The sequence below is a fragment of the Mangrovimicrobium sediminis genome (assembly GCF_004745945.1).
In the GTDB taxonomy this organism is placed as follows: Bacteria; Pseudomonadota; Gammaproteobacteria; order Pseudomonadales; family Halieaceae; genus Mangrovimicrobium; species Mangrovimicrobium sediminis.
Map to the genome: position 1 here is coordinate 216941 of NZ_SRLE01000008.1, position 15620 is coordinate 232560.

Genomic DNA, 15620 nt, shown 5'->3' on the forward strand with positions numbered 1-15620 from the left:
ACACAGTTTCAGCGGGCGCGGCATGGGGCTGACGGTCTCCCTGTCCGCGAATACCTCGTGGTATTTGCTCAACTTTCGCGCCTCGACCATCCGCGCCCTGCGCGAGCGCGGTGACCGGGTGGTCTGCCTGTCGCCGCGGGATGATTACTCGCAGCGCCTGGTCGACGATCTCGGCTGCGAATGGCGCGAGTTGCGTATGGACAACCAGGGCAGCAACCCGCTGCGCGACCTCGGCCTGGTGGCGCAATTCCTGGGCGCCTACTGCGAGCTGCGTCCCGACGCCGCGCTGCATTTCACCATCAAGAACAACGTCTACGGCACCTGGGCCGCGCGCGCCACCGGGGTTCCCGCCATCAACAACGTCTCCGGGCTGGGCACGGCGTTCATCCGCCGCGGCGTGCTCGGCGCTGTGGTGCGCCTCCTGTATCGCAGCAGCCAGCCCTTCGCCTTGCGCGTGTTCTGCCAGAACGAGGAGGACGCAGCGCAGTTGCGCGAGGCGCGACTGGTGGCGCCGGAGAAACTGGAACTGCTGCCCGGTTCCGGGGTGGACCTGCAGCGTTTTAGCCCCGTGCCATCGGCGCGGCCCGCGGAAGCGCCGTTCGTGTTTCTCTACGCCGGTCGCATGCTGGCGGACAAGGGCCTGCACGAACTGGTCGCAGCGGTCCACACCCTGCACGATGAGGGCCTGGCCCTGCGCCTGCAGTTGTGCGGCTTTGCCGGTGTCGAGAATGTCTCGGCGATCGGGGAGGCGCAGCTGCAGGCGTGGTCGCAACACCCGGCCATCGAGTGGCTGGGCCCCTCTGACGATATGCCCGCCGTGTATGCCAAGGCGGATTGCGTGGTGTTGCCCTCCTACCGCGAAGGCATGCCGCGCAGCCTGCTGGAGGCCGGTGCCATGGCCCTGCCGGTGATCGCCACCGACGTGCCCGGCTGTCGCAATATCGTCACCCACGACTTCAATGGCCTGCTTTGCGAAGTGCGCAGCGCGGCATCGCTCGCCGACGCCATGCGCCGCATGCTGGCGATGGACGCCAGCGAACGCCGGGCGCTGGGGGAGCGCGGTCGCGAGCGGGTCAGTTCGCAGTACGACGAGCGCCTGGTGGTGGAGGCGGCGCTGCGCGCCATCGACACCGCCTGCGCGTGCGGTTGACCGGCGTCGCGCTCAGCGCAGCTGCCCGCGCAGGTAGCGCGGCAGCTTGCCGGCGTTGAACAGCAGGGCCGCGCCGAGGTGCCGCCAGCGTGCCTGCATATCCAGTGCCCGCGCCAGGGATGGTGATGCCAGGCGCCGGCGCAGCGCGGCGAGGTCCGGGCCGGCATCGCTGCTGGGACAACTGCGCAACGCAGGTCCCAGCCCCAGCAGTTCATCCACCAGTTGTTCGAACTGGCACAGCGTTTTATCCACGCTGAAGTTGGTGATGCCGCCCCCGGCCTGTTCCGCTTCCAGTAGCGCCTTGTAGTCCATGCCTGCCCGGATCGGGAAGTCCCGGCGCGCCGCATAGCCATCGTGCAGGTAGGCGGCGTAGACCAGGGCCTGGCGTTGGCGCGCTGCGGCTGGCAGATGGAAGGCCGCACCGTGCTGTTCCAGCCGTTGTGTATTTTCCAGGAAGGCAGCCAGCGGCAGCTGTCGCTGGTAGCGGCGCGGCAGCGGATGGCTGTGCAGTTCCAGTGTGGCGTGCTGCCCCGCGCGCAGCATGGGCGGCAGGTGATGGTGATGGGCGGAAAGTTGCCGCGCCCGATCCAGGTCGGTGAACAGTTCCGGGGTTTTGCGGTGGTAGTCGCAAAACTGGTAGCCCTGCGCCAGCAGTGCCTGCGCCGAGGGCCACAGCGCAGCCGGCTCCAGCAGCAGGTCGATGTCCACCTGCTTGCGCAGGCCCGGGGGCGGCGCGGGCTGCACGAACATCAGCGCGGTGCCCTTGAGCAGGACCGGTTCGACGCCTGCGGCGTTCATCGCCCGTGCGGCCTTGAGCGCCTGGGCCTGCAGGTGGAGCTGGCGGCGGGTGTTGTCCTGCAGCGCGCTTTGCAGTGCGGTCACACTGGCCGGGTCGCCGCTGGAAAGCCTTGAGCCGAGGCGGACGGCGAGGGCGGGGAGCAGGTCGCGCGAGCCGGCCAGCTCGGTCAGTTGCGGCAACGCGTCAACGCTGCAGGCGGCCTCCAGCGCGGCGTCGTCCCCGCCGCCGAGACAGCGGCAGAGCAGGCGAAAAGTCTCCCAGGTAGTCATCGGCGGCAATATAGCACGCTGTCTCGCGCCGGCACCCGCGGGTATAGTGGGGGCGTCCGGGCCTGCAGTTCCAACGTACGCGGCGAACTTGAAAGACGAATTTGAACCACTAGCGTGATCGACCTCCACTGCCACATCCTGCCGGGTATCGACGACGGCGCCCCCGATACCGAGACCGCGCTTTCCATGGCACGCCTCGCGGCGGCCGACGGCATCCGCCTGCTCGCCTGTACCCCGCACATCCACCCGGGCCGTTTCGACAACGACGCCGCGGGTATCGCCAGTGCCTGCGCGGACTTTCGCGAGCGCCTGCGCGAAGCGGATATCGCGCTGGAGCTGACCACCGGCGCAGATGCCCACATCACCCCGGAGCTGCTGCCCGGCCTGCGCGCCGGGCGCATCCCCACCCTGCACGGCAGCCGCTATTTCCTCTGTGAGCCCTCGCACCAGGTGCCATTGCCCGGCCTGCCGGCGCTGGTGCGGCACCTGCTGGGCGCCGGCTACGTGCCGGTGATTACCCACCCGGAGCGGCTGCGCTACATCGACAGCCACTACGAACTGATCCTGGAGTCGGCGCGGCTCGGCGCCTGGGTGCAACTCACCGCCGGCTCGCTCACCGGCCGTTTCGGCGAGGGTCCGCAGGCGGCGGCTCGGCGCCTGCTGGAAGACGGAGTAGTGCACCTGCTGGCCACTGACGCCCACAACACCGGGCGGCGCGCACCGCTGCTGACGGAAGGGCGCGAGGCAGCCGCGCAGTTGGTCGGGGAGGAGGAGGCATCGCGCCTGGTGCTGGAGCGCCCGCAGGCGGTGATCGACGACCTGCCGCCTGAGCAGGTGGCGGCGGCGCCGGCTTTCGCGCGCTAGCCGCCGGTCGGCTGATCACCTCTGTTCAGCGGTATCGCGGGCTGATGTGGCCCGCCCTGCACCGCCGGGTCACACCTGGTAGTAATCGCGATACCAGTCGATGAATTTCGCCACGCCGACATCCACCGGGGTAGCCGGGCGGTAACCCACCGCCGCCTCCAGCGCGTCGATGTCCGCGTAGGTGGCGGGGACGTCGCCGGGCTGCATCGGCAGCAGTTGCTTCTCCGCCTGCATGCCCAGCGCCTGTTCGATTGCGGCGATGTAGTCCAGCAGCAGCACCGGCTGGTTGTTGCCGATGTTGTAGATGCGGTAGGGCGCGCTGCTGCTGCCCGGGTCGGGCACGGCGCTGTCGAAGTCCGGGTTGGGCGCCGCGGGCTGGTCGAGCACGCGCACCACGCCTTCGGCGATATCGTCGATGTAGGTGAAATCGCGCTGCATGCGGCCCTCGTTGAACACCTTGATCGGCTCGTCGGCGAGGATCGCCCGGGTGAACAGGAACAGGGCCATGTCCGGTCGGCCCCAGGGCCCGTACACGGTGAAAAAGCGCAGGCCGGTGGTGGGCAGCCCGTACAGGTGCGAATAGGTGTGGGCCATCAACTCGTTGGCTTTCTTGCTCGCCGCGTACAGGGACACCGGGTGGTCCACGTCGTCGTGCACCGAGAACGGCATTTTCGTGTTCATGCCGTACACCGAACTGCTGCTGGCGTAGACCAGGTGGCCGGTGTCGTGGTGGCGGCAGCACTCGAGGATGTTCATGAAGCCGACGATATTGCTGTCGATGTAGGCGTGCGGGTTCTCCAGCGAGTAGCGCACGCCGGCCTGGGCGGCGAGGTTGATGACGCCGTCGAAGCGCTGCTCGGCAAACAGCGCCTCAAGTGCCGGGCGGTCCTCGAGGTTCGCGCGCAGGAAGCGAAAGCCGGGGATGGCCTGCAGCGTCGCCAGGCGCGCTTCCTTCAGGCTCACCTCGTAGTAGTCGTTGAGGTTGTCCAGGCCGACTACCGTGTCGCCGCGCGCAAGCAACAGCTGGCTGACGTGGAATCCGATAAAACCGGCGGCGCCGGTGACCAGTATGTGCATGTTTGTCGCTCGCGGGTCGGGGTTACAGCCGCAGGTCGCTGGCGTCTACCGGCAGTACCTGCTTCAGGTCGTACAGAACATGTTCCGGCTTGCCCAGGCGATGGATGCCCCCGGGGCCCATGGCGGCGAACTCGCGGTGCGCCACGGCCAGGATAATGCCGTCGTAGGCGCCCTCCGCGGGGGTTGCCAGCAGGTCGATGCCGTACAGCTCGCGCGCCTGTTGTGCATCCACCCAGGGGTCGACCACATCCAGTTGCACGCCGTACTCGCCGAGTTCGCGCAGGATGTCGGTGACCCGGGTATTGCGCAGGTCCGGGCAGTTCTCCTTGAAGGATAGACCCATCACCAGTACCCGCGCACCCTTGACCTGGATCTGCCGCTTGAGCAGCGCCTTGATGAACTGCGCGGCGACGTATTCGCCCATCTGGTCGTTGATGCGCCGCCCGGCGAGCACCATCTCCGGGTGGTAACCGGCGGCCTGGGCGCGGTGGGTCAGGTAGTACGGGTCCACGCCGATGCAGTGACCGCCCACCAGGCCGGGCCGGAAGGGAAGGAAATTCCACTTGGTGCCGGCGGCTTCCAGCACGTGGGAGGTCTCGATGCCCAGCCGATTGAAGATCATCGCCAGCTCGTTCATCAGCGCGATGTTGACGTCGCGCTGGGTGTTCTCGATCACCTTGGCCGCCTCGGCCACGCGGATGCTCTGCGCGCGGTGGGTACCGGCCTCGACAATCGACGCGTACAGGCCGTCGACGAAATCCGCGGTGGCGGGATCGGAGCCGGCGGTGACCTTGGTGATGGTATTCAGGCGGTGGGTCTTGTCACCGGGATTGATGCGCTCCGGACTGTAGCCGACGAAAAAACCCTGGTTGTAGACCAGCCCCGACTCGCGCTCGAGGATGGGTACGCAGAACTCCTCGGTGGCGCCGGGGTAGACAGTGGATTCGAAAATGACCACATCGCCCTCGGCCAGCAGTTTGCCCACCGCGGTGCTGGCGGCGGCCAGCGGGCGCAGGTCCGGCTGGTTGTGGGCGTCGATGGGGGTGGGCACGGTGACCACGTAGACGTTGGCGGCCGTGATCTCGGTGATGTCCGCGGTGAACGCCAGTTGCGTGGCCGCGGCCAGCGCCGGCGCCTCGACCTCGCGGGTGCGGTCGTTGCCGGCGCGCAGTTCCTCGATGCGCGCGGCGTCCACGTCAAACCCCAGCGTGCGGTAGCGCTGGCCGAAGGCCACCGCCAGGGGCAGGCCGACATAACCCAGGCCGACGACGGCGATCACGGGGTCTTGCGTCACGGTAAGCGTTCCTTCAGGTCGTGAGATGCGCTTCGGGGGCGCGGTTGTCGGCCCTCAATACAAACCCACAGTGCCCGAAAAACAGCAGGAAATACAAGGCCATACTGAAGTATTCGGGAATTTGCTCGAGTGCCAGCCCGAGGCCGGCGGCGAGGGCGGCGTACAGCGCCATGCACAGCAGCGCCTGGCGCGCGGACAGCCCGCGGTCCATCAGGGCGTGGTGCAGGTGGCTGCGGTCGGCCTCCATCAGCGGCCGGCGCAGGCGCAGCCGGCGGCCCATGGTGGCGAGCATGTCCATCAGCGGCACGCTGACCAGCCACAGGGCGGTGACCGGTCGGATCAGCGCGTTGCCGCCCTGGGAGAAATACACCAGCGCGGCAGTGACCAGGAAGCCGAGGGTGATGCTGCCGGCATCGCCGAGGAACATCTTCGGCCACCAGCGGGTGTTGGGACCGAGGTTGAAGAGCAGGAAGACGCCGATCGGCAGCAGCATCAGGGCCACGGCCGGCGCCATCGGGTGGCCGGCCTTCAGCGCAAGGGCCAGCAGCACCAGCAGGGGCAGGGCGAGCAGGGAGGCCGCCAGTCCGTCGATGCCGTCGATCATGTTGTAGGCGTTGGACAGCCCGGCCACGGCCAGCGCGGTGAGCGGCACGGTGAGCAGGGCCAGCGGGATCGCCCCCACTGCCAGCAGGTCGCCCACGTTGTGGATGGCGATGCCGCCATAAGTGGCCAGGGCGATGCCCGCCGCGTACTGGATGCCCAGGCGCAGCCAGGGGTCGATGTGGCGCAGGTCGTCGAACAGGCCGACCAGGAACACGGCGCCAGCGATGACCAGCATCTGCGCGGTGAACGGCTCGATGCCGAGCACTGCGGTGCCGGTGAGCAGGGTGAGGAAGATCGCCGCGCCGCCGGTCAGCGGTACGCTGCCCTGGTGCTGTTTGCGCGCATCGGGGTGGTCGACCAGGCCGACCCGCGCGCCGCCGTGGACACAGACCAGGGCGAACAGCAGCGACAGTGCTGTGATGGCGAACAGGTGCATGAGCAGTATTAGTCCCGCAGTATCAGTCTCGCAGTCAAACTTCCCCCGGGGGGGTTATTGTTAGAGTCGCGTTTCCCGGCTGTTGAGCTTCCCTGCGAACCGTGCCGGCGAGGTTTGCCGCCAGCGATGCACAGTTTACCCGCTTCTCCGGTGCTGCGGGAGGGCCTGCCGGCCGCCGCTTGGGCGGGTCGCCGGGGGCGGGTTACAATCCGCTGCCCACCCCTGATGGATCATCGCATGGAGTCGTACATCCTGGTCACCGGCGGCGCCGGTTATATCGGCAGTCACGCCTGTGTCGCCCTGCTCGAGGCGGGTTACCGCGTGGTCGTGCTGGACAGTCTCCGCAACAGCAGCGCACAGGCGCTCGACCGGGTCGGGGAGATCACCGGCCAGAGCGTGGAAAGGCTGGCTGGCGACATCCGCGACGCGGCCTGCCTGGACGGGCTGTTCGCCCGCTACCCGGTGAGTGCCGTCATGCATTTCGCCGGGCTCAAGGCGGTCGGCGAATCGGTGGAGCAGCCGCTGGCCTACTACCAGGTCAACGTACACGGTACGCTGACCTTGCTCGAGGCCATGCAGCGCGCCGCCGTGACCCGCTTTATTTTCTCGTCCTCGGCCACCGTCTACGGCGATCCGCCCAGCGTGCCAATCCGCGAGGACTTCCCCACCGGTGCCACCAATCCCTACGGCCGCTCCAAGCTGATGGTGGAGCAGATCCTGGCCGACTGGCAGGTCGCCCAGCCCGATTGGAGCATTGCCCGCCTGCGCTACTTCAACCCGGTCGGCGCGCACCCCAGCGGGCGCATCGGCGAGGACCCGCGGGGGATGCCCAACAACCTGATGCCCTTCATCGCCCAGGTGGCGGTGGGGCGCCGTGAGAAACTCGCCGTGTTCGGCGGCGACTATCCCACCGTCGATGGCACCGGGGTGCGCGACTACATCCATGTGATGGACCTCGCCGAGGGGCATGTCGCCGCCCTGCGCTACCTGGAGCGGGAAAGCGGCCTGCTCACCGTCAACCTGGGCACCGGCAGGGGTGCCTCGGTGCTGCAACTGCTGAGCGCCTTCGAGGCCGCCAGCGGTCGCCCGGTGCCCTACGACATCGTGGACCGGCGCGCCGGGGACATCGCCGAGTGCTGGGCCGACCCCGCGCTGGCACAGGAACTGCTCGGCTGGCAGGCCGCGCGCAGCCTCGAGGACATGTGCGCCGACAGCTGGCGCTGGCAGCAGGCCAACCCCCAGGGCTACGCCTGAGCAGGCCGCGCAGTGTCCGACCTGAGCTACGCCACCACCAAGCTGCTCTCGCTGCTCGCCTACCCCCTCAACCAGGCGTTGTTGCTGCTGCTGGTCGCGCTGCTGGCCTGGCGCTGGCGGCGGCTGGCCTTTACCTGCTGTGCGCTGGGCGTCGCCTGGCTGTACCTGTGCTCGACGGCCTGGTTTGCCGACCTGGTGATGGGTTCGCTCGAAGACAGGTACCCACCGCGTGCCCTCAGCGCGCTGCCGGAGGCGGACGCGATCGTGGTGCTTGGCGGCGCCACCCGCGGCGACGGTCACCTCGGCAGCATGGCCGACCTCAACCAGCAGGCCGACCGGCTGACCCATGCCGCCGCCCTGTACCAGGCGGGCAAGGCACCGCTGGTGCTGCTCTCCGGCGGTTCCGGTACCGGCGGGCGGCCGGAGGCGGAACAGATGGCGGAGTTCATGACCCTGATGGGGGTGCCCGCGGACGCCCTGCTGCTGGAGCGTGCCAGTCGCGATACCCACGAGAATGCGGTGTACTCCGCCATCCTGCTCCAGAGCCGCCAGGTGCGCACCGTGCTGCTGGTGACCTCCGCCTTTCACATGCCGCGCGCGGTGCCCCTGTTCCGCCGCGAGGGCTTCGAGGTGATCCCCGCGCCCACCGATTTCCAGCGCCTCGCCGACCCGCCGGTAGTGCCGCGCCTGCTGCCCACCGTGGACGACCTGCAACGCACTACCCAGGGTTTGCGCGAGTACGTGGGGACGACGTACTACAGCCTGCGTTCATGGTTCTGATTTTTGAAAAGTAATCTGTGACTTGATTCAATTTTCTGACTGAAGCGCCCGGCCGGGTGCTTGCCTCCCCAATATAATGGCCGCTGGAAAAAGGGAGGCGTGAATGCCGCGATGACGGTGCTCTCAGTGACAAGACAACTGGCGTGGGTCGGGCTGCTGCTCGTCCTGCTCGCCGGTCTTTCGCTGTTGCTGGCCGCGCGCAGCGACGCCGATACAGCGAGCCCGGAGGTCGCCGTCAGTGCCGGTGCCAGCGGCATACCCACCGCCGGCGCCCTGACCCTGCAGGAGGGGCTGGACCTGCGCGGGCAGTGGCGCTTTCGCGCCGGCGACGAACCCGCCTGGGCGACCCCGGGATTTGACGACAGCGACTGGTCGACCCGCGCGGTGCCCGGCCGCTGGCCGCGCGGCGGTTTCCCGGAGAGCGGGCAGATCGGCTGGTACCGGCTGACGGTCAATGTACCCGTCGAACTGGTCGCGGCCTCGGACTTCCAGCTCGCGGTGAGAATCGGCAAGGTGATCAGCGCCTACGAGTTCTACGCGGGCGGCCAGCTGTTGGGCGGTGTCGGCGGCATGCCGCCGCTGGGCCAGACGGTCATTGACCAGGAGCGCCAGTACTTCGTGCCGCCCACCGCAGTGGACGCCCAGGGCAACCTGGTGCTCGCCCTGCGTGTGTGGGGCGGCGAGCCGACGGCAGTCAACGCCTGGGGCGGTGGCCCCCACGCCGGCGATTTCCTGCTCGGCGAGTACCGCAGCCTGCTTTACCAGGGGCTGTTGAAGGAACTGCCAGGGATGATGTTTTTCATCGTCACCCTTACCTTCGGCATCCACCACATGGTGATCTACTGGCGCAACCGCAGCCTGCGCGTGTACCTGTGGTTCGGCCTGCTGGCACTGGATATCGCGCTCTACGGCCTGATGCTCACCCAGTGGAAGTTCCTGCTCGGCTGGCCCTACCTGGTGCTGAAAAAAATCGAGTTCACGTCCATCTACGTGTTCCCCGCACTGGCCCTGCAGATGGTCTGGTCGCTGGTGGACAGGAAGTTTCCCCCTGCGCTGCGCGTCTACCAGCTCAGCTTCGTAGTCTTTGCGCTGTCGATCCTGCCGGTGCCCGGTCTCACCGTGCATTTTGCGACCCTGCTGTCCTGGCAACTGGCGACACTGCCCATGTTCGGTTTCGTACCATGGATGCTGTGGCGTGAGGTGCGCGCCGGCAACCGCGAGGCGCGCACCCTGTTGCCGGCGCTGGCATTGTTCCTGGCCACCTGCGTCAACGACATACTCATCGACCTCGCCAACCTGGAGACCATCCGCCTGATGCCCTTCGGCTTCATCGCCATTCTCGCCAGCATGTCGATGTCCATGATCACCCGCTTCACGCGCATGTTCGGCGCGCTGGAATCGGAGGTCGAACAGCGCACCTCCGAGTTGCGCGAGGTCAACCTGCAACTGGTGCAGATGGCGCGAGTCGACCACCTCACCGGCGTGCTCAACCGCCGCGGCTTTACCGAGGAGGCAGAGGAAGAGGTGGCGCGCATGCAGCGTACCGGTACCGGCTTTTCCATCGTGCTGACGGATGTCGACTTCTTCAAGCGCTTCAACGACCGCCACGGCCACGAGTGCGGTGACCACGTGCTGCGGCGCGTCGCCGATATCCTCAAGCTGCGCACCCGCGACATCGACCAGATCGGCCGCTGGGGCGGTGAGGAGTTCATCCTCCTGCTGCCGGAGACCGACGCCGAGGGCGCCGCCGTGCTGGCGGAGAAGCTGCGCATCGCGGTCGAGGAGAACGTATTCGAGTTCCGCGGCGAGCAGTTATCGCTCACCATGACCTTCGGCGTCGCCGCATTCCGCCTCGGTGACAACCTCGATACCTGTATCGCGCGCGCCGACACCGCCCTGTATCACGGCAAGAAGGACGGCCGTAACAAGGTGATGATCGGCAAGTACAAGGGCCTGAGCCTGGTCAACTGACCTCCCGGCACAGGCGCTTCTCAGCTGTTCAGCGGCTGGTGCAGGTAGCGCTCCTTGTACTGGGTGTAACTGACCCCGGTCCAGCGGCGAAACGCGCGATAGAAACTGTTCACTTCCAGGTAACCCAGTTGGTCCGCCAGGCATTTGCCCGGCAGCCAGCTCTCGCGCAACTGTTGCTCGCAGCGGTACTGGCGGGCGCGGTCGAGCAGGAACTGGTAGCTGGTGTGGTCAGCGCGCAGGCGCCGCCGCAGGGTGGTCGCGCTGATGCCCAGGGATTCGGCGACGCTGTCCGCGCGCAGGCGCGACAGGTCACCGCGCAGCAGTATGTTGAGGACCTGGTCGGTAGTGCGGAACTTGCCGTGCTGTGGTGGTCGGGGTGCGGGGGAGTGCGTGTACACACTCCCGCCGACGAGCGGTGCGATGTTTTCCATGGCCATAACATCCTTGTCGTGGTTTAGGAACGTTGTTTTGTATGCCGCCTGTACCACCGCGGCAGGGCTAATCTTAGCAGAGCGTACCGCCCAGACCAGCCCCGGCGGGCGCCTGGCTGCTTTTGGCCGACCGGGTATCGCGTGTCGATACGCCCTCGCCGCCGCGCTTCGTCGGATGACCGACTGGCCGGTGCAGACGCCAAACCAGGCCGACCCCGGCTACTGCCGCTACAGCAAATACCGCAGCTGCAGTAATGACAGCAAATCCAGCAGCTACAGCAACTCCGGCGCCGGGCAGTCCATCACCGCCGCCATCGCCGCGATAATCTCGCGCTCCTCCGGCGTCAACTGGCCGTCTTCGCCGGCGGCCAGCGCCATCGCCTTGAGCAACCGCGGTTTCAGCAGCGGGTAGAGGTCGGCCAGCTGCAACACCGCCTTGCTGAATGCGGCGACACTGCCCTGGGCCGCGGGCAGCGGCGACAAATCCGGTATCTCGAGTTCGCGTGCCCCGGCGGCGAAGGCGGCGGCGGTGTCCGCGCTGCCGGCCTCGGCGAGTACCGATAGCACGACCTGCAGCGACTCGCGCACCTGGGTAAGGCGGCGGTAGCGCGGCTTGCTGTGCTGCACCTGGATGAACTCCGGGTCGAGGTAGTGGCGCACCAACTGGTACAGGCACCACTCGTGCAGCTCGGTGCGCGCATCGGCCTGGATCAGTTGCAGCAAGGTGCGCTTGAACTTGCGGTACTGCGGCTCGGAGATCGCCTTCAGCGCCGGCAGGCACAGTTCGATCAGCGGCAGCCGGCGCGGCGCCCCGAGTTCGGCAACCGCCGGGTACAGCGTGTGGGTCAGTTCCGTGAGGCCGCGAATCCCGCTGTCCTGCAACACCTGCATCTGCCGCTGGTAGATCTCCGTATCCGGCTGTACCAGCAGTGCGCTGACGATGGCATGCGCGCCCAGCGGTTCATGGGAGTGGCGTACCAGGGCCACAGGGATGGACTCGCGCTGTGCGGTGTCCGCCTCGTAGTCGGTCGCGTTGGCGCTGAAGTCCGCATCCGCGGCAGCGTCTTCCTGTTCGGATTCCTCATCTGCCTCTGCCGCGGCGGCCATGGCGGCGGCCACCACCGCTGCGCGGTCCAGGCCGGCGGCCGCGGCACTGTTGCGCGACGCGGGGTTGGGATAGTGGCGCGGCGTGCGCTTGATGAACTGGCCGTCCCAGTCCGGGTCCAGGCGGCGGATGCGCTGGTCCAGCGGCGGGTGCGTGGCGAAGGGCAGCCACAGGGAGTGCAGTACCTCGCCGAAAAAAATGTGCGCCATCTCGGCCGCGCGGGCGCTGTGCACCAAAGTCCCGGGCACATAGCCGCCGATCACCTTGAGGGCGTCGCCGATGCCGTCCGGGTCGCGGCTGAACTGCACCGCGCTGGCATCGGCGAGAAATTCGCGCTGGCGGCTGATGGCGGCGCGGATGTAGTCCGCGACCAGGCCGCCGAGCCAGCCCACCGCGCACAGGCCCAGGCCCAGTACCGGCAGTGCGGGCACCCCGCCGCGGCGGTTGTCGTTGGCGCTGGGGTGGCCCCTGCTGCGCAGCATCAGGTAGCCGACATCGCCGATAAAGGTAATGCCCTTGAGCAGCGCCGCGAGGCGGATGTTGAGGCGCATGTCGCCATTGAGGATGTGGCTGAACTCGTGGCCGATCACGCCCTGCAGTTCGTTGCGCTTGAGGTGGTCTATGGCGCCGCGGGTCACCGCGACCACCGCGTCGGCGGGCAGGATGCCGGCGGCGAAGGCGTTGATGCCGCGCTCGTCAGGCAGCACGTACACCGCGGGCACCGGCATGTTGGCCGCCAGCGCCATCTCGTCCACCACGTTGAGGCAGCGGCGCTCCGCCGGGTCGGTGGTCTGCGGCAGCAGGCGCTGCCCGCCCATGCTCTCGGCGACTACCCGGCCCCCGGTGGACAGCTGGATCCAGCGGAACAGCACCACCAGCGCCACCGTCGCGCTGATGCCCAGGCCGATCATGCCGAAGCGCTGCCAGCTGAAGTAGGTGAGGAAACCGCGCCAGCCGTAGACCGCGGCGCCATACAGGTCGGTCTCGCTGCCGAAGAACAAGAAGGCGGCGACCAGCGCGTTGGTGATCAGGATCAGGGCGAAAACGGCCAGCACGAACAGGCCGACCAGCACGCGCGTGTTGCGCCGGGCGAGGTCCTGGTGGTGAAAAAAGTCCATGGCGATAGCGCCGGGCGCAGCGCGTCAGAGGCGGCGCGCGGCCGCCTAGTTGAACTCGACTTTAGGTGCTGCCTGGATCTGCGCGGAATCCTCGAATTCCAGCAGCGGGGCATCGTCCGGGTGGCCGAACTTCGGCGCGAAGAACACCGGCGGGAAAGTCTGGCGGTAGGTGTTGTAGGCCATCACCGCGTCGTTGTAACCCTGGCGGGCGAAGGCGACGCGGTTCTCGGTGGTGGTCAGCTCCTCGGACAACTGCTGCATGTTGTCGCTGGCCTTGAGGTCAGGGTAGGCCTCCACGGTGACGTTGAGCTTGCCCAGCGCCCCGCGCAGGTTGGTCTCGGCGTCCGCCAGCCGGCTCACCTGGGCGGCGGGAAGGTCGCTGCCGGACAGTGCCTTGAGCGCGGCCGCCGCCTCGTTGCGCGCCGCGACCACCGCCTCCAGGGTCTCGCGCTCGTGCTGCAGGTAGGCCTTGGCGGTCTCCACCAGGTTGGGGATGAGGTCGTAGCGCCGCTTGAGCTGCACCTCGATCTGCGCAAAGGCGTTCTTGTAGCGGTTCTTCAGGGTGACCAGTTTGTTGTAGATGCTGATGACGTAGATCACCAGCGCCAACAGAACCAGCCAGAAAATAGTGCCTGCCATAAACGCCCCCGGGACGGTTGTTGTCACTTATCCGGGGATATTACCACGCGCCGCGCGGGTAGATCAGCCGGGCCCGGCGCCGGCGTCCGCGGTGAGCAGGCCGGCCTCGAGCAGTTGGCCGAGCAGCTGCTCGAGGTCGCGGCGCAGGCGCGGCTCGTCCACCTCGTATTGCGCGGCCAGCGCCTCGTGCACCGATTGCACTGCACCGTCCTCGGCGATCAGCTGCCAGATGCGGCTGCCGACAGCGTCCAGGCCGAAGCAGTGCTCGGTTTCCACGTGCATGAGCACGAGTTCGCCGGAGACCTCATGGAAGATGACGTCCGGCGCATGCCGGACATGGCTGGGCAGGGTCACGGGAGTCAGTCGGCGCCGACGGCGCTGTAGAGATCGCCCCGGCGGCGCCAGTCGGTGACCTCGATATTGCTGACGATCGCGATGATGCCCTGGTTGCGATAGCCGGTGGCGGTTATGGTCATGATGTAGCTGCGCTCCTCGCCGTCCAGCTCGTAATCATACAGGTTGGTGAAGCTCAGGCGCTTGCCGTCGAGGATGTCGCGCAGCGCACGGGCGGTCGCCGCCGCGTCCTTGCGCCCGTTTTTCCGGCACATCTCGATGAAGTCGGTGCCGATGCTGGTCTTCAGCAGCAGCGGGTCGCCAATCTGTTTGGAGAAGGTATCCCAGGCGCGGTTGGTGAGGAAGATCTTGCCGCTGCGGTCGATCGCCGCCACCCGCTCGGGGAGGCCGTCCAGCACGTGTTCCAGGTCGCAGGCCTGCTCCCGGGTAGTGACGTCGAGCAGCGAGACGATCACGCTGTAGCGCGCGTGGCCGGCCTCGCGGAACGGCGAGAGTTCCACCGCGATCTTGCGCCCGCTGACGCTGTCCACCAGGCGCTGGGAGGTGTCGCCGTAGGCGGCCACGTTGGCCAGGTCCTGCATCATCGAGGGGTAGTCGAGGTAGCACTCCACGGCGCTCAGAGGTTTGTCCATGTCCTCCCGCTGAACCGCGAAATAGTCGCGCGCGCAGGGGGTGAAGCGGCGCAGGACGAGGTCCTGGTCGAGCAGCAGGCGGGCGCTGCCGCCGGCGCGGATCATCGCCTCGATGTCGGCGGGCCAGGGCGCCCCTGTGGCGTCTTCGGCGCGGGTGGCGTCCGCGCTGCGGCACAGTTCTTCCTCGAGTATCGAGGCGAGGTCGCGCAGGGCGGCCAGCTGGCGCTCCGCGGGGTAGTTGCGCGGCACCTGGTCGATGACGCTGAGGGTGCCGATGGTGCGCCCGTCGGGTGACTTGATCGGCTGGCCGGCGTAGAAGCGGATATTCGGGTCGGTGACCACCAGCGGGTTGTTGCGAAAGCGCTCGTCTTCCAGCGCGTCGGGGACCACCATGGTGGTTTCCTGCAGGATGGTGTGGCCGCAGAAGGAGGAATCGCGCGGGTATTCGCGGGCGGTGAGCCCGACCATGGCCTTGAACCACTGCCGCTCGCGATCCACCAGCGACATCACCGCGACCGGGGTGTCGAGAATCACCGAGGCCAGTCGCGCGAGGCGGTCGAAGCGTTCCTCGGGCAGTGTGTCGAGTATCTGCAGCGCGTCCAGGGAGGCCTGGCGCGCTGCCTCGTCGTCCGGGTAAGCCGGTTTCTGCATGCCGTGATAACCCCCATCGCCGGACCGGGATTGCTCCGCGAGAAGGGGAATGCCTGGCTCCGGAGCCGACATCGCCAGCCGCTCCGTGAGGCCGCTTGACCCGTGAGCATTCCCTGCACCGCGCCGATCAGCCTGTCGAGGGCTGATTATTGCGCTGCGGGCGCCCGACCTCAAGTCATTGCCGCCGCGCACG

14 protein-coding genes are annotated in these 15620 nt (G+C 67.6%); 5 read left to right on the forward strand and 9 right to left on the reverse strand.

Translation table 11 applies throughout. The features are described 5' to 3' along the window. Nucleotides 1–22: 22 nt before the first annotated feature. Nucleotides 23–1150, forward strand: coding sequence for a glycosyltransferase family 4 protein (locus E4634_RS12615; RefSeq protein ID WP_135444409.1), 1128 nt, complete (start codon nucleotides 23–25; stop codon nucleotides 1148–1150). A gap of 12 nt (nucleotides 1151–1162) precedes the next feature. Here E4634_RS12615 and E4634_RS12620 read toward each other — a convergent pair whose 3' ends face one another. Beyond that, a complete protein-coding gene (locus E4634_RS12620; protein ID WP_135444411.1) occupies nucleotides 1163–2218 on the reverse strand; it encodes a nucleotidyltransferase family protein in 1056 nt (351 codons plus the stop codon). Nucleotides 2219–2332: 114 nt separating this feature from the next. On the opposite strand from E4634_RS12620, the gene E4634_RS12625 reads away from it, so the two are divergent. Next, nucleotides 2333–3082 (forward strand): tyrosine-protein phosphatase, encoded by a 750-nt coding sequence (locus E4634_RS12625; protein WP_135444413.1) that lies wholly within the window; start codon nucleotides 2333–2335, stop codon nucleotides 3080–3082. A 69-nt stretch (nucleotides 3083–3151) separates the two neighbouring features. Here the strand turns inward: E4634_RS12625 and E4634_RS12630 are convergent, their stop codons facing one another. From E4634_RS12630 to E4634_RS12640, 3 genes are read right to left on the reverse strand one after another with little or no spacing between them, the layout of a single operon-like run. After that, complete coding sequence (locus E4634_RS12630; RefSeq protein ID WP_135444416.1) at nucleotides 3152–4159, reverse strand: NAD-dependent epimerase; 1008 nt, start codon at nucleotides 4157–4159, stop codon at nucleotides 3152–3154. Nucleotides 4160–4181: 22 nt separating this feature from the next. Continuing rightward, the gene (locus E4634_RS12635) at nucleotides 4182–5453 is read right to left on the reverse strand and encodes a nucleotide sugar dehydrogenase (RefSeq protein WP_135444418.1); all 1272 of its coding nucleotides are present in this window, start codon (nucleotides 5451–5453) and stop codon (nucleotides 4182–4184) included. Between the two features lie 13 nt (nucleotides 5454–5466). Further along, complete coding sequence (locus E4634_RS12640) at nucleotides 5467–6492, reverse strand: undecaprenyl-phosphate alpha-N-acetylglucosaminyl 1-phosphate transferase (protein ID WP_135444420.1); 1026 nt, start codon at nucleotides 6490–6492, stop codon at nucleotides 5467–5469. A gap of 237 nt (nucleotides 6493–6729) precedes the next feature. Between E4634_RS12640 and galE the strand changes: the two genes are divergently transcribed. The 3 genes from galE (at nucleotide 6730) to E4634_RS12655 (ending at nucleotide 10497) form a co-directional block, all read left to right on the forward strand. Then, entirely contained in the window at nucleotides 6730–7746 is a 1017-nt protein-coding gene (gene galE / locus E4634_RS12645) for a UDP-glucose 4-epimerase GalE (RefSeq protein ID WP_135444422.1), read from the forward strand. Between the two features lie 12 nt (nucleotides 7747–7758). Next, complete coding sequence (locus E4634_RS12650; RefSeq protein ID WP_240725169.1) at nucleotides 7759–8526, forward strand: YdcF family protein; 768 nt, start codon at nucleotides 7759–7761, stop codon at nucleotides 8524–8526. A gap of 126 nt (nucleotides 8527–8652) precedes the next feature. Further along, nucleotides 8653–10497 carry a sensor domain-containing diguanylate cyclase gene (locus tag E4634_RS12655; RefSeq protein WP_167854891.1) on the forward strand — a complete coding sequence of 615 codons (1845 nt, stop codon included), beginning with the start codon at nucleotides 8653–8655 and terminating at the stop codon, nucleotides 10495–10497. Between the two features lie 20 nt (nucleotides 10498–10517). On the opposite strand, the gene E4634_RS12660 is transcribed toward E4634_RS12655, so the two are convergent. From E4634_RS12660 to E4634_RS12680, 5 genes are all read right to left on the reverse strand, one after another. Beyond that, a complete protein-coding gene (locus E4634_RS12660; protein ID WP_135444426.1) occupies nucleotides 10518–10928 on the reverse strand; it encodes a helix-turn-helix domain-containing protein in 411 nt (136 codons plus the stop codon). Between the two features lie 273 nt (nucleotides 10929–11201). Further along, nucleotides 11202–13151: a M48 family metallopeptidase gene (locus tag E4634_RS12665; RefSeq protein ID WP_135444428.1), complete on the reverse strand. Its 1950-nt coding sequence runs from the start codon at nucleotides 13149–13151 to the stop codon at nucleotides 11202–11204. A gap of 45 nt (nucleotides 13152–13196) precedes the next feature. Then, nucleotides 13197–13790 carry a LemA family protein gene (locus E4634_RS12670; protein WP_135444430.1) on the reverse strand — a complete coding sequence of 198 codons (594 nt, stop codon included), beginning with the start codon at nucleotides 13788–13790 and terminating at the stop codon, nucleotides 13197–13199. Nucleotides 13791–13853: 63 nt separating this feature from the next. Next, on the reverse strand, nucleotides 13854–14144 hold the full coding sequence (locus tag E4634_RS12675) for a PqqD family protein (RefSeq protein ID WP_240725170.1): 291 nt from the start codon (nucleotides 14142–14144) through the stop codon (nucleotides 13854–13856). A 5-nt stretch (nucleotides 14145–14149) separates the two neighbouring features. Beyond that, nucleotides 14150–15427, reverse strand: coding sequence for a GAF domain-containing protein (locus tag E4634_RS12680; protein ID WP_167854892.1), 1278 nt, complete (start codon nucleotides 15425–15427; stop codon nucleotides 14150–14152). Between the last annotated feature and the right edge of the window lie 193 nt (nucleotides 15428–15620).

Coding starts and splice junctions, on each gene's coding strand:
- E4634_RS12615 (WP_135444409.1), top strand. CDS start 23: ATGGGGCTGACGGTCTCCCTGTCCGCGAATACCTCGTGGTATTTGCTC.
- E4634_RS12620 (WP_135444411.1), bottom strand. CDS start 2,218: ATGACTACCTGGGAGACTTTTCGCCTGCTCTGCCGCTGTCTCGGCGGC.
- E4634_RS12630 (WP_135444416.1), bottom strand. CDS start 4,159: ATGCACATACTGGTCACCGGCGCCGCCGGTTTTATCGGATTCCACGTC.
- E4634_RS12640 (WP_135444420.1), bottom strand. CDS start 6,492: ATGCACCTGTTCGCCATCACAGCACTGTCGCTGCTGTTCGCCCTGGTC.
- galE (WP_135444422.1), top strand. CDS start 6,730: ATGGAGTCGTACATCCTGGTCACCGGCGGCGCCGGTTATATCGGCAGT.
- E4634_RS12660 (WP_135444426.1), bottom strand. CDS start 10,928: ATGGAAAACATCGCACCGCTCGTCGGCGGGAGTGTGTACACGCACTCC.
- E4634_RS12665 (WP_135444428.1), bottom strand. CDS start 13,151: ATGGACTTTTTTCACCACCAGGACCTCGCCCGGCGCAACACGCGCGTG.
- E4634_RS12670 (WP_135444430.1), bottom strand. CDS start 13,790: ATGGCAGGCACTATTTTCTGGCTGGTTCTGTTGGCGCTGGTGATCTAC.
- E4634_RS12680 (WP_167854892.1), bottom strand. CDS start 15,427: ATGCAGAAACCGGCTTACCCGGACGACGAGGCAGCGCGCCAGGCCTCC.